The 12,983-nt window shown below is 60.8% G+C and carries 14 protein-coding genes; 6 read left to right on the forward strand and 8 right to left on the reverse strand.

What is annotated here, in order from left to right:
- Window positions 1–104: 104 nt before the first annotated feature.
- Entirely contained in the window at window positions 105–2,516 is a 2,412-nt protein-coding gene (locus BM269_RS21320) for a TonB-dependent receptor plug domain-containing protein (RefSeq protein ID WP_090441737.1), read from the reverse strand.
- Window positions 2,517–2,717: 201 nt separating this feature from the next.
- On the opposite strand from BM269_RS21320, the gene BM269_RS21325 reads away from it, so the two are divergent.
- Window positions 2,718–3,044 carry a hypothetical protein gene (locus BM269_RS21325; protein ID WP_090441740.1) on the forward strand — a complete coding sequence of 109 codons (327 nt, stop codon included), beginning with the start codon at window positions 2,718–2,720 and terminating at the stop codon, window positions 3,042–3,044.
- A 57-nt stretch (window positions 3,045–3,101) separates the two neighbouring features.
- On the opposite strand, the gene BM269_RS21330 is transcribed toward BM269_RS21325, so the two are convergent.
- The 4 genes from BM269_RS21330 to BM269_RS21345 form a co-directional block, all read right to left on the reverse strand.
- On the reverse strand, window positions 3,102–3,740 hold the full coding sequence (locus tag BM269_RS21330; RefSeq protein ID WP_090441743.1) for a peroxiredoxin: 639 nt from the start codon (window positions 3,738–3,740) through the stop codon (window positions 3,102–3,104).
- Complete coding sequence (locus tag BM269_RS21335; protein ID WP_090441746.1) at window positions 3,667–4,302, reverse strand: RBBP9/YdeN family alpha/beta hydrolase; 636 nt, start codon at window positions 4,300–4,302, stop codon at window positions 3,667–3,669. The genes BM269_RS21330 and BM269_RS21335 overlap by 74 nt, the downstream gene beginning before the upstream one ends.
- Before the next feature lie 29 nt (window positions 4,303–4,331).
- Complete coding sequence (locus BM269_RS21340; protein WP_090441749.1) at window positions 4,332–5,345, reverse strand: sulfate ABC transporter substrate-binding protein; 1,014 nt, start codon at window positions 5,343–5,345, stop codon at window positions 4,332–4,334.
- 94 nt (window positions 5,346–5,439) lie between these two features.
- Window positions 5,440–5,823 carry a diacylglycerol kinase gene (locus BM269_RS21345; RefSeq protein WP_090441752.1) on the reverse strand — a complete coding sequence of 128 codons (384 nt, stop codon included), beginning with the start codon at window positions 5,821–5,823 and terminating at the stop codon, window positions 5,440–5,442.
- Between the two features lie 87 nt (window positions 5,824–5,910).
- Between BM269_RS21345 and BM269_RS21350 the strand changes: the two genes are divergently transcribed.
- Window positions 5,911–6,693 carry an IclR family transcriptional regulator gene (locus tag BM269_RS21350; RefSeq protein ID WP_090441755.1) on the forward strand — a complete coding sequence of 261 codons (783 nt, stop codon included), beginning with the start codon at window positions 5,911–5,913 and terminating at the stop codon, window positions 6,691–6,693.
- On the opposite strand, the gene BM269_RS21355 is transcribed toward BM269_RS21350, so the two are convergent.
- The 3 genes from BM269_RS21355 to BM269_RS21365 all read right to left on the reverse strand — a co-directional run bounded on the left by BM269_RS21355 (window position 6,678) and on the right by BM269_RS21365 (window position 9,443).
- The gene (locus tag BM269_RS21355; protein WP_090441758.1) at window positions 6,678–7,724 is read right to left on the reverse strand and encodes a serine hydrolase; all 1,047 of its coding nucleotides are present in this window, start codon (window positions 7,722–7,724) and stop codon (window positions 6,678–6,680) included. The two genes, BM269_RS21350 and BM269_RS21355, sit on opposite strands and share 16 nt — an antisense overlap.
- A gap of 153 nt (window positions 7,725–7,877) precedes the next feature.
- Window positions 7,878–8,573: a nitroreductase gene (locus tag BM269_RS21360; protein WP_090441762.1), complete on the reverse strand. Its 696-nt coding sequence runs from the start codon at window positions 8,571–8,573 to the stop codon at window positions 7,878–7,880.
- 9 nt (window positions 8,574–8,582) lie between these two features.
- Complete coding sequence (locus BM269_RS21365; protein ID WP_090441764.1) at window positions 8,583–9,443, reverse strand: DMT family transporter; 861 nt, start codon at window positions 9,441–9,443, stop codon at window positions 8,583–8,585.
- Between the two features lie 231 nt (window positions 9,444–9,674).
- Here BM269_RS21365 and phaP point away from each other — a divergent pair, with 231 nt between their 5' ends.
- The 4 genes from phaP to BM269_RS21385 all read left to right on the forward strand — a co-directional run bounded on the left by phaP (window position 9,675) and on the right by BM269_RS21385 (window position 12,982).
- On the forward strand, window positions 9,675–10,232 hold the full coding sequence (phaP, locus tag BM269_RS21370) for a TIGR01841 family phasin (RefSeq protein ID WP_090441767.1): 558 nt from the start codon (window positions 9,675–9,677) through the stop codon (window positions 10,230–10,232).
- 169 nt (window positions 10,233–10,401) lie between these two features.
- Window positions 10,402–11,034 (forward strand): helix-turn-helix transcriptional regulator, encoded by a 633-nt coding sequence (locus tag BM269_RS21375; RefSeq protein WP_090441973.1) that lies wholly within the window; start codon window positions 10,402–10,404, stop codon window positions 11,032–11,034.
- Window positions 11,024–12,016 carry an ornithine cyclodeaminase family protein gene (locus tag BM269_RS21380; RefSeq protein ID WP_090441770.1) on the forward strand — a complete coding sequence of 331 codons (993 nt, stop codon included), beginning with the start codon at window positions 11,024–11,026 and terminating at the stop codon, window positions 12,014–12,016. The genes BM269_RS21375 and BM269_RS21380 overlap by 11 nt, the downstream gene beginning before the upstream one ends.
- 12 nt (window positions 12,017–12,028) lie before the next feature.
- Window positions 12,029–12,982: a threo-3-hydroxy-L-aspartate ammonia-lyase gene (locus tag BM269_RS21385; RefSeq protein WP_090441773.1), complete on the forward strand. Its 954-nt coding sequence runs from the start codon at window positions 12,029–12,031 to the stop codon at window positions 12,980–12,982.
- The last annotated feature ends 1 nt before the right edge of the window (window position 12,983 follow it).

A 12,983-nucleotide genomic window follows, 5' to 3' on the forward strand; every position in this document is an offset into this window, starting at 1 on the left:
GATCCGCTAGGGTATCCAGATGAGCATGAATTCCAAACAATGAATTCCTTATTTGCTTATAAAAAAAGCGCCCCGCAGGGCGCTTTCAAAACGGGAGTAACTCGTTAGAACGCGGTATCGAACTTCAGGTACATGGAACGGCCATTCACGCCAAATGGGCAGGTTTCCCAGCAATACTTGAAGCCCAGTTTCGGGAAATCGCCGCCATTGGTCCATTCGGACGGGTAGGTGTCGAACAGGTTGTTGACGCCGAATGCCAGGGTGGTCTTCTTGCTAAAGCTATAACGAATGCTCGAATCCACGATCCATTTCGCGTCCCAGGTCTGCAGCGGGCTGAAGCCTTCGCCCTGTACTTCACCGTAGTAGTTGGCGCGCGCATTCACGTTCCACTGGCCGATGGTGTAGTCAGCTGCAACAACGTGGTGCTTGCGTGGCTGGCCGCGTTCGATCAGGGTGACCTGGGCCTGGTTGAACAGCTGTTCGCCGGTCAGCAGGCTGGATGGCGAGTGGCGCTTGGTGACCTCGGTCTTGTTGAAGCCCAACTGGCCGGACAGCACCAGGGTCGACGAGGTGAACTTGGTGGTATGGTCGGCAACGATGTCCAGGCCACGGGTCTTGGTGTCGACCGCGTTGGTGAAGAACTGCGCCTGGCCCACCTTCAGCGGGTTCAGCACGTCGGCGATCGGGCCACCGCCGGCTTCCGGCGAGATTTCGCTGGAGAACACGATGCGGTCCTTGATCTTGATCTGGTACAGGTCGGCGGTCAGCGACATATTCTTCGCTGGACGCAGCACCATGCCCACCGATGCATTGCGCGAGGTTTCTTCCTTCAGCGGCTTGATGCCCAGCGCGGTGGTGACAGCGCTGCCTTCACGAGCCGTCAACGTTTCGGTCAGCTCGCCGGCCTGGTTCAGGTTGGTGGAAACCGAGCTGTAGAACTTCTGCTGCACGCCCGGTGCGCGGAAGCCGGACGACACGCTGCCGCGCAGGCCGAATTGCTTGGTCGGGTCCCAGCGCGCGCTCAGCTTGCCGGTGGTGGTGTTGCCGAAGTCGGAGTACTTTTCATAGCGAACCGCGGCAGCCAGCAGCAAGTCTTTGACAGGATGGTATTCCGTGTCCAGGAACAGGGCGATATTGTGGCGGCCTTCATCCACCGCCGTGGCCGGGGTATAGCCCGGGAAGCCCTGGGTGCCGGATGCCGCCACGCCGCCGGTCTGGTTGGTAATCGGAATGGCCGGGTTGTTGGTGCGGCCATATTGGTAGGACACCGGGTCTCCAGCGACGATCTGGTAGTTGTCGCGGCGGTACTCGAAACCGGTGGCCACGAACACTTCCTCGCTGCCGAACTTGACCGGGCCTTTCACGTCGGCGTTGAAGGTGGTCTGGTCGAATTTCAGCTTGCCGGTATCGGCTTCGAACGGCGACTCGGCGTAGATCCCGCCGCCCGGTTTCGGCTCGTACCAGTAGGAGACGTTGATGGTCTGCTTCTCGTGGAAATCGAGCTCGCTGCGGCCGTGATTGATGCTGATGTCGGCCTTCCAGTCGTTCGGCAGGTCGCGCCGGTAGCCGAAGGCAAACGAAGCGTCTTTCACGGTGGTGCGGATATTCGGCAGGAAGCCTTCCGGATACACGGCCGGCACATTGCGGCCGTCGCCTTTGGAACGGAAGAAGCCGGACGAATCGCCCCTGCGCTTGGACACGCCGCCGAAGCTGTAGAACTCACCCGCTTTGTCGACCGGCAAGGCCGCGTTCCACCACAAGTAGGCGTCTTTGGCGTCGCTGTCGCCGATGCGTTGGGTCACGCGTGGCGGATCGACGCGCAGCGAGTCCGGACCGGCACGGTTGGTTTCGTCGCGCTTACGCCCTTCCAGCGACAAGTTGATATAGCCGCCGTCCTCGCCCAGCGACCAGCCGCGGTTCACGCTGCCGGAAACCATGTCGCCGTCGCCTTCCTTGGTGGTGCCGACCTGGCCGCTCAGGGCGGTCTCGTTCACGCTCGACTTCAGCACGATGTTGATCACGCCGGCAATCGCGTCCGAGCCGTATTGGGCGGCCGCGCCATCGCGCAGCACTTCGATGTGGTGGATGGCCGACAGCGGAATCGCATTGATATCGGTACCGGCCGAACCGCGGCCAATGGTTTGCTGCACATTGACCAGCGCCTGCTGGTGGCGGCGCTTGCCGTTGACCAGCACCAGCAATTGGTCAGGGCCGAGCGAACGCAGGGTCGCAGGGCGGATGATGTCGGTACCGTCGCTGATGAAGGTAGTGGAGAAGTTGAACGAGGGGTCCAGGGTTTGCAGCAGCTTGCCCAGTTCCAGCGGGCCGGCCGTCTGCAAATCCTTGGAGTTGATCAGGCCAACCGGCGCGGCCGTATCCAGTGCGGTCTTGGCAGTGGCGCGCGAGCCCAGCACGACCACGGTCTGCTGTTCTTCGGCGGCGGGTTGCGCGGCGGTTTGTGCGTAAGCTTGCGATGTGGCCAGTAAAACAGCACTGGCAATAAGGGTGCGTTTCATAGGAATTCCGATCTCTCTAACGATTTTTATTTGGTGCCGCGAAAAAATACTAACCTGCACAATTGAACTCACAAAGGAATAATTCATTTATGACAAGTGAATCAGCTGTCAACGTTGCATGAATGGAACAGACCCAAAGCTATTGGCTTGTCTCCAGCCAAGTGCTACATTGGTTGCAAGCGATTCATGGGAGGAAGTGTGATGACTGATGCTCTGTTGCTGACCGACCGTTTGTGCGACCTGACCGAAATGGCCTTGCAGGCCTATACCAAGTTCGAAAAGGCCACTGTCTACTGCACCGCCAAGCACCTGATGGCCGACTTCGAAGACGCGGGGCTGCCGCTGGCGGCCCTCGACAAGTTGTCGACGATCCAGGCAGCCATCCTGGCGGCTGTCGAATTCGCCCCGCCCGGCGGCAAGAACAATCCCCAGTGCATCGTCGCCGCGCGCAACGAGATCGCCGCGCTGCGCGACATGCTGAAAGAAAAAAAGCGCCCCGAAGGGCGCCTGCAAGAACATCTGCACTAGTCGTTCCGGGGACCTGGTGATCGTCTCCCCTTCCTGACCGGCGACCTTCCAAAACCGTTACTTGTCCGGTTGCGGTGTGATGCGCAGGTAAGGACGCGGGGCCATGAAGCCTGCCGGGTACTTCTGCTTGATCACTTCCGGGTCCTGCACGGTGAGCGGGATGATCACGTCATCGCCATCTTTCCAGTTGCCTGGGGTGGCGACGGTGTGCTTGTCCGTCAGCTGCAGGGCGTCGATCACGCGCAGCACTTCGTCGAAGTTGCGGCCAGTGCTCAGCGGGTAAGTAATCTGCAGGCGCAGCTTCCTGGCCGGATCGATCACGAACAGCGAACGCACGGTCGCCGTGGCCGACTGGTTGGGATGGATCATGTCGTACAGCTCAGCGACCTTGCGGTCGGCGTCGGCGATGATCGGGAAGCCCACTACGGTCTGCTGGGTTTCTTCGATGTCCTTGATCCATTCCCTGTGCTGGTCGGCGGGGTCGACCGACAGGGCGATTGCCTTGACGTTGCGCCTGTCGAATTCAGGTTTCAGCTTGGCGGTCAGGCCCAGTTCCGTGGTGCAGACCGGCGTGAAGTCCGCCGGGTGCGAGAACAGCACGACCCAGGAATCGCCCGCCCACTCATGAAACCTGATGCTGCCAATGCTGGAATCCTGTTCGAAGTCCGGTGCGGTATCGCCAAGGCGTAAACTCATTCTTTCTCTCCAATGTTAAATGTGATGCGCGCTGCGCCAGGACCTGCAGCAGGCGCTGGCCAAAACGCCAGTCGCCCAGTCCCGATTCAGCGTTGATATGTCCCAGCGCTCCCGCATTGACGAAGTCGCTGCCCCAGCGCTGGGCCCAGGTTTCGGCGCTTTGCGCCGTCATCCATGGGTCGTTGGTGCTGGCCACCATGATCGATGGGCAAGGCAGTTCCCCGTGCGGCAGCAAGGTGCTGACCTGGAACTTATCGGGATCGGCAGGCCCCACCAGCAATACCCCCGCCACGTGGGGGGAGGTTGAACGTGACAGGCTTAATGCTGTGGTGAGGCAGCCGAAACTGTGTGCAACGATGAGGGTCGGACGGCGGTCTTCATCCAGTACTTCATCCAGGCGATCGGCCCAGCGCAGCAGGACCGGATCGCTCCAGCGCTTCTGCTCTACCCGTTCGAAGCGCGGGTACAGGCGCTGCCAGCGGGACTGCCAATGATCGGGCCCGCTGTTATGCAGGCCTGGCGCGACCAGGACGCGAAATTGGTTCAGTTGTTGGATCGCCATGCGGCCCTCCGTTGCGTGTATTTCTCGAATTATTGACCGGCGACTTTCGCACCCGGCTGGTAGATCTGGTCGAACACGCCGCCGTCGGCAAAGTGCGTTTTTTGCGCGGTGCTCCAGTCGCCGGCGACGTCGGTGATCTTGAACAGCTTCACGTTGGGGAATTGGGCGGCGTACTTCTTCGCTTCCTTCTCGATGCCCGGGCGGTAGTAGTTCTTGGCAATGATGGCCTGCGCCTGGTCGGTGTACAGGAAGTTCAGGTAAGCCTCGGCCACTTTGCGGGTGCCGCGCTTGTCGACCACTTTGTCGACCACGGCCACCGGAGGCTCGGCCAGGATCGAGACGGAAGGCGCCACGATTTCAACCTTGTCCGGGCCCAGTTCCTTGATCGCCAGCAGGGCTTCGTTTTCCCAGGCGATCAGCACGTCGCCGATGCCGCGTTCCACGAAGGTCGTGGTGGCGCCACGTGCGCCGGAGTCCAGCACCGGCACGTTCTTGTACAGCTTCTTCAGGAATTCGCGCGCGGCGGCATCGCTGCCGCCTGGCTGGCGCAGGGCGTAGCCGTACGCGGCCAGATGGTTCCAGCGTGCGCCGCCGGAAGTTTTCGGGTTAGGGGTAATCACCGCCACGCCTGGCTTGGCCAGGTCGTTCCAGTCCTTGATGCCTTTCGGATTGCCCTTGCGCACCAGGAACACGATGGTGGAGCTGTACGGCGTGGCGTTATGCGCCAGGCGCTTTTGCCAATCCTTGTTCACCAGGCCGCGCTCGGCGATCGCGTCGATATCGTAAGCCAGGCCCAGGGTCACCACGTCGGCTTCCAGGCCGTCGATCACGGCGCGCGCCTGCTTGCCCGAGCCGCCATGCGATTGCTTGATCTTCACATTGTCGCCGGTCTTGGCCTTCCATTCCTTGGCGAAGGCGGCGTTGACATCCTGGTACAGCTCGCGGGTTGGATCGTAAGAGACGTTGAGCAAGCTCACGTCGGCTGCTTGCGCCACGGCGGCGGTGGCGAGCAAGGCCGCGGCAATCAGTTTCTTGGACAACATCTGGCTTCCCCTTAATGTTTGGAGATGCCAGATTAACGTCCTCTTATATAAATACGAACGAATACTTTCGACGTTCGTTATACCGGAAAGTAATTTAAAGGAAGCGATTGACCAGCACGACCACCCAGCTTGCGCCCGACAGCAGGCAAGCCAGCAGCACGGCCGCGCTGCCGAAATCCTTGGCGTTCTTGGACAGCGGGTGGCGCTCCAGGGAGACGCGGTCCACCACGGCTTCAATCGCAGAATTGACCAGCTCGACGATCAGCACGATGACCATGCTGCCGATTAACACAAGTTTCTGGAAGGCAGAGACAGGCAGCAACAGCGCGGCAATGGTGCCCACCACGAAAACCGCCAACTCCTGGCGGAAGGCGTGCTCGGAACGGATGGCGGTCTGCAGGCCTTCAAGGGAGTAGAAAAAGGCTGAAAAAATACGCTTCAGGCCGCTCTTGCTTTTAAATTCACTAGTAGGTTCCATGGACACGGATTATAGCGACAGAATTCCCATTTTTTTCACATCATGGTATAAATAAGTCTGCCTATACTGCACTGCACCAACCACATCATGAAAAGCGAAACCCTGCCCCCGCAGGAGCCGAAAACGACGATCCAGGTTATCGACCGCATGACGGCCCTGCTTGACGCCCTGGCGAAATATCCGGATCCGGTCAGCCTGAAGGAGCTTTCGAAAGTTTCAGGCCTGCATCCTTCCACCGCCCACCGCATCCTGAACGACCTGGTGGTGACCCGCTTTGTCGACCGCGTCGAGCCTGGCACTTACCGGCTCGGCATGCGCCTGCTGGAACTGGGAAACGTGGTGAAGAGCCGCCTGTCCGTACGCGAAGCAGCGCTCGATTCGATGCGCGCCTTGCACAAGAAGACGCAGCAGACCATCAACCTGTCGGTGCGCCAAGGCGATGAGATCGTCTACATTGATCGTGCCTACTCCGAGCGTTCGGGCATGCAGGTGGTGCGTGCCATCGGCGCCCGCGGCCCGCTGCACCTGACGTCGACCGGCAAGCTGTTCCTGTCCGTCGACGAACCGAAGGCGATCCGCGCCTATGCCACCCGTACCGGGCTGGCCGGCCACAACAAGAATTCGATTACCGACCTGGCGCGCCTGGAGCGCGAGCTGAGCTTGGTGCGCGCGCGCGGTTATGCGCGTGACAACGAGGAACTGGAACTTGGTGTGCGCTGCATGGCGGCCGGCATTCGTGACGATTCCGGCAAACTGGTGGCAGGCTTGTCGATTTCCGCGCCGGCGGACCGGCTGCAGGATGATTGGCTGGAAGACCTGGTCAATACTGCCAACCAGATCTCCGCCACCCTGGGTTACATCCCCGAGTAAGACTGGGCGCTGGTGCTGGCGCCGCTGACGTTGTCGCCGAAGGTTGGCTTGAGCGCAGCCAACCACTTCTTCATGCGGGTCGCGTCGGCCACGCGTGCCGCGGTGCCCTTGGCATCGAGCAGCACCATGATGACGGCGCGGCCTTCCACCATGGCCTGCATGATCATGCAACGGCCGGCTTCGTTGATGAAGCCGGTTTTCTGCAGGCCGATTTCCCAGCCGGAGTTCGGCGCCACCAGGCGGTTGGTCGTGCCAAAGGTGACGGAGCGGCCGCTGTTTTCCACCACGGCTTTCGGGTCGGTGGAGAATTCGCGCAGGATCGGGTGCTCATAAGCAGCCTGCACCAGCTTGGCCAGGTCGCGTGCGCTGGCCACATTCATCTTGGACAGGCCGCTGGAATCGACATAGTTGGTGTCGTTCATGCCCAGCGACTGGGCCTTTTCGTTCATCGCCTGCACGAAGGCCGGCAAGCCGCCCGGGTAGTTGCGGCCAAGCGCCGATGCGGCACGGTTTTCCGAGCTCATGAGGGCGATGTGCAGCATATTGCGGCGGCTCAGGCGGTCGCCTACTTTCAGGCGCGAAGAACTGAATTTCTCGCGGTCGACGTCTTCGTCGGTCACGGTCAGCACTTCATCCAGGTCCTGGTTGGCTTCCACCACCACCAGGCCGGTCATCATCTTGGTGATCGAGGCGATCGGCAAAGCCACGCCGGCGTTCTTTTCGAACAGGACTTCGGAGTTGGCCTGGTCCAGCACCAGGGCCACATTGGATTTCAGGTCCAGCGGATCGCGCACCAGGTTCAGGCCCGCCAGGTCGCCCATGGTCGGACGATTGAAGTCCGCCACCTTGGTCACGCGCTGGTAAACGATCTTGTGACGGCCACGCACACTGATCGTGCGCTTGACCATCTGGGATTTCGCAGCCGGGGCGGCATAGCGGGTACCAGCTTTCTTGACGGCCGCTTGTGCAGATCCCATTGAAGCCGATGCGCAAAGCAAGGACACAAGCACGCTGATAGCAAGTTTGTTCATTCGTCATTCCCCGGTGTGAAACAGCAGAATCGCTAGTTGCAGTGTAGCAAAACCAGATTCCTGCGCAAGCTAAATCAAACTTTTCTTCACCAATGTTTGCAGCCCCACAATACACATTTTCCAGAGTGACGCGCGACTGCAACGGAAGCTTGTTCACTCCATAAATTTAACAAATTTGGCAATCGGCTCGCGCTCCGTTACCAGCGTGTTTTCAATTTTGCCACTATCCGCGAAACCAAGCGACATCCCGCATACAACAGTTTCGCTGGCAGGCAGGCCCAGCACCTCGCTGATAATGCGGTGGTACTGGGTGAACGCCGCCTGCGGGCAGGTATCGAGGCCACGGCCGCGTGCCGCCACCATGATATTTTGCAAAAACATTCCGTAGTCGAGCCAGGAGCCCTGCTCCATGATGCGGTCGATGGTGAAGATCAGGCCAACCGGCGCATCGAAGAATTCAAAGTTGCGGCCATGCTGGGCGGCCATGCCGGCCTTGTTCTCCCGCGTCAGGCCAAGCAGCGCGTACAAATCCCAGCCCACTTTGCGGCGGCGGTCAATATAGGGCGACACCCATTCGCGCGGGTAGTAAGCGTATTCCTCGCTGTGCAACTTGTTCAATTCCGGGTCTGCATAGGCAGCCAGGATCTTGGCGGACAAGACTTCTTTCATGGCACCAGTCAGCACGTAGACATTCCAGGGCTGCGTGTTGGTGCCGGAAGGCGCGCGCGACGCCACTTCCAGAATCGCTGCGATATCTTCACGCGGTACCGGTGTGGGCAGGAAGGCGCGAATCGAGCGGCGCGAAGTGATGGCCGCGTCGACGGCCTGCTGGGCTGGGGAACTGATCATGATTGTCGCCTATTTGGGTTGCTTAACCACAAATATTACTCCAATCACCGCCAGCGCCATACCGGCAATGCCCATCCAGTTCAGGACTTCGCCGAACATGGCCCAGGCCATGATTGCCGTGGTCGGCGGCGTCAAATAAAGAAGGCTTGTGACCTGCGTCGCATCGCTGCGACGAATCAGAGCGAACAGAAGGAAGATCGCACCGATGGACAGTGCGAGCACCGACCAAGCCCAGGCGCCAAGGAATTGCGGCGTCCACTGGATCGAACCCATGTCTTCCCACAGCCAGGCAAACGGCAACACCGCCGCCAATGAGGCGCCGAACTGGATCACGGTGCCGGTACGCAAGTCGAACTGCGGACAGAAATGCTTCTGGTACAAGGTGCCGGCCGTAATGGATATCAGCGCGAAGAGCGCCAGCGCGATCGCCTGCCAAGCAAGGCCAATCAGCGTGATCTTCGCATAAACAACCAGTGCCACACCACCCAAGCCAAAGGCCAGGCCAAGCCATTGGCGCGGACGTACCCGTTCCCCAATCAAGGGCGCAGCGAAGGCGGTCAGGATAGGCTGCATGCCGACGATCAAGGCCGACAAGCCGGCCGGCATGCCCAATTTGATGGCGCACCAGACGCCACTAAGATAGCCTGCCTGCAACAGCAAGCCGGCAAGAGCTACATGCGCCACCTTCCCTTTCGGCCATGGAGCACGCAATAGCCATACGAGCGGCGCCAGGATCGCCAGCACGCCCAGGAAACGCAACAGCAGGAAGGTCAGCGGAGGCGCATAGGGCAAGCCATAGCGCGCCACAATAAAGCCGGTACTCCAAAGGAAGACGAAGAATAGCGGGACAGGCGAAAAGAGGGAGCGCATTCAACGATTCTAGCACCGCGCGGCAACACCCTGCTCGGCAGCAATACCTATGATTTTTCTAGCCAGAAACCCTTTACCAACAATAAGTTAGTTACTTTGTGCAATGCACAAAAACTGCTTGACTTTGATTCCTGAAACCGGATAATTGCCTTTGTTGCGTTGCACAATGCGTTGTTTCCCGTTGTAGAAACATCAAGTTTCAACGACTAATTCACTTATTTGGAGAGTCCAATGTTTGCGATTCCTGAGCAGTTTTCCAATGCCACCAAGGCAAACTTCGAAAGCCAATTCGCACTGTTTTCTTCGCTGACCAACAAAGCCTTCGAAGGCGTTGAGAAGTTCGTAGACCTGAACATCACCGCTGCCAAGGCATCGCTGGAAGAATCGTCGGCCGCAACCCGTCAGCTGCTGTCGGCCAAGGACCCGCAAGAGTTCTTCACCCTGTCCGCCGCCCAGGCCCAGCCAGTGGCTGAAAAAGCCATCGCTTACAGCCGTCACCTGGCTTCGATCGCTACCGGCACCGGCGCTGAATTCAGCAAGGCCGCCGAGTCGCAGATCGCCGAGACCAACCGCAAGGTGATCTCCCTGGTTGACGAAGTGAGCAAGAATGCCCCAGCCGGCAGCGAAAGCGCCGTGGCCCTGTTCAAGTCCGCCCTGAACAACGCCAACGCCGGTTACGAGCAGTTCAGCAAAAGCGCCAAGGCCGCTGCCGAAACCTTTGAAGCGAATGTGAATGCCGCTGTGAACCAGTTCACCACGGTCGCCACCACCGCCGCCAAGAAACAGTAATCAATACCCGGCCGGCCCTTCTGGCCGGCCATGCAGCAACGCTGTACGCAGGTCTCCTCGGCATCCGTGGTTTCCTCTCAGCGGGTGTCCTTCCCGAGCCCCGGCATTGTCCGGGGCTTTTTTTCATCAGCAAGTTTACATTTCATCTAAAACGAGATAATCTGTCTTGATGACGAAACGAACTTCCGAGCAGCAGCACCTGCTGGACCAGATGAAGCACGTGGCCGAAGGGCTTGGCCGCACCTTGGCGCCCTTTACCGAAGTCGTGCTGCATGACCTGCTGGATCCGGGACATGCCGTGCTGGCGATCCATAACAACCTCTCCGGCCGCGCGGTCGGCGAAGCGGCAACGGAACTGGGGTTGGCTCGGATTGCGGATCCGGCCTTCCCGCAAGTGCTGGCCAATTACCCGAACACCCTTCCCGACGGCCGGCCGGCGAAAAGCACCTCGATCGGCATCAAGGACAGCGCAGGCCAATACATCGCCGCGCTCTGCATGAACGTTGACCTGAACCTGTTCCGCAGCCTGCAAGCGATGCTGGGCCAGTTCGGCAATGTCGATCCGGCCGCCGCAGTGATCGAGTCGCTCGCCCCGGCGGCAGGCGCCGACGCCATCCGCGCCCATATCGAACAATTCGCCGCACGCCTCTCCAGCACGCCACGCGCGCTCAAGGCGGATGACCGCCGCGCCCTGCTGCGCGAACTGGGCGACGCTGGTTTGCTGGAGATGCGACGCGCGATGGAAATCATCGCGGCCCACCTGGGCGTATCCCGCGCCACGGTCTACAACTATGCGAAATAACGATGCCCGCCTGCTGATACTGGATCGCGAGGCCGTCGCCACGCTGCTGCAGCCGGAGGACGTGCGCGCCGCCGTGCGCGAAGCCTTTGCCCTGCACGCCGCACGGGCTGCACGTGTCTTCCCGCTGGTACGCGAAGAGCTTCCCGGCAGCGCGGTCTTCGGCATCAAGTCGGGCGATGTACCGTCGCAGGAACTGCTTGGTTTCAAGGCCGCGGGTTTCTGGCCAGCCAATCGCGAAGCCGGCGGCGATGCGCACCAGGCCACCATCATGCTGATCGATCCGCGCACCGGCCGCCCGCTGTGCATCGCCGACGGCAACGCGGTCACCACGGCGCGCACCGCAGCTGCAGGCGCGCTCGGTCTTCAACTATTGGCACGCGCCGATAGCGAACAATTGTGCGTGTTCGGCACCGGCGTGCAGGCACGCGGCCACGTGGACTATGCGCTGCACGCCATGCCCTCCCTCAAGCGAATTCGCTATGTGACTTCGGACGGCCGCCAGGCGCCTGCATTCGAAACATTGTTCTGCGGACGCTGCGACATAGCGCTGGCGGGCGGCGCGCGCACGATAGCCGCTGATGCGGCAGTCGCGGCATCCGATGTGGTCATCACTGCGACCCCGGGCCACCACATGCTGTTCAGCGCCGGTGCAGTGCGCGCGGGAACCCACATCAATGCCGTAGGCACGGATACGCAAGGCAAGCGCGAGCTGCCGGCCGGCCTGCTGGAACGCGCCCGCCTATGGACCGACGACCTGCCGCAGGCACGGCAGATTGGCGAACTGCAGTGGGCCAAGGAACTACCCGCCGCAGAGCTTGACGAGCTGCTTGCCGCGCCCCCGGCTGCAGTGCCACGCGCGGCCGGCGACATCACGATTTTTGATATGACGGGCATTGCCCTGCAGGACCTCACCACGGTGCGTATGCTGTACCAACGCGCCCTCGCCAACAACACCGGCCAGAACATCCCCTGGCCCTGGTAAGGAAGGAGAACCATGAGCATCACTTATGAAGACATCGTCGCTGCCGCCCGCCGCATTGAAGGCTACGCCCACCGCACGCCAGTGCTGACCTCCCGCACCGCCAACGAGGAACTGGGCGCGGAGATCTTCTTCAAGGCCGAGAACATGCAGCGCATGGGCGCCTTCAAGTTCCGCGGCGGCTTCAACGCCCTGTCGCGTTTCAACGAAGCGCAGCGCAAGGCCGGCGTGGTGGCTTTCTCCTCCGGCAACCACGCGCAAGCGATTGCGCTGTCGGCAAAGCTGCTAGGCATACCGGCCACGATCATCATGCCGGAAGACGCGCCGGCATCGAAGATCGCCGCCACGCGCGGCTACGGCGGCAAGGTAGTCACGTTTGACCGCTACAAGGAAGACCGCGAGGCAATCGGCCGCAAGCTGGCTGAAGAACAAGGCATGACCCTGATCCCTCCTTACGACCATGCGGACGTGATTGCCGGCCAGGGCACCGCAGCCAAGGAGCTGTTCGAGGAAGTGGGCGAACTGGATTACTTGTTCGTCTGCCTGGGCGGCGGCGGGCTGCTGTCAGGTTCCGCGCTGGCGGCGCGCGCGCTGTCGCCGAAGTGCAAGCTGTACGGCGTGGAACCGGAAGCCGGCAACGACGGCCAGCAATCGTTCCGCAGCGGCGCGATCGTGCATATCGATACGCCGAAGACCATCGCCGACGGCGCCCAGACCCAGCACCTTGGGACGCTCACCTTCCCGATCATCCAGCGCGAAGTGGACGACATCCTGACCGCCAGCGATGCGGAACTGGTGGACGCCATGCGCTTCTTCGCCGCGCGCATGAAGATCGTGGTCGAGCCGACCGGCTGCCTGGGCTTCGCCGCAGCGCGCAAGATGAAGGAACAGTTGCGCGGCAGGCGCGTAGGTGTGCTGATCAGCGGCGGCAACGTCGACATCGAGCGTTTCGCCGCCTTGCTCGCTTAAC

The organism is Duganella sp. CF458 (assembly GCF_900113115.1).
Classification (GTDB): Bacteria; Pseudomonadota; Gammaproteobacteria; order Burkholderiales; family Burkholderiaceae_D; genus Rugamonas.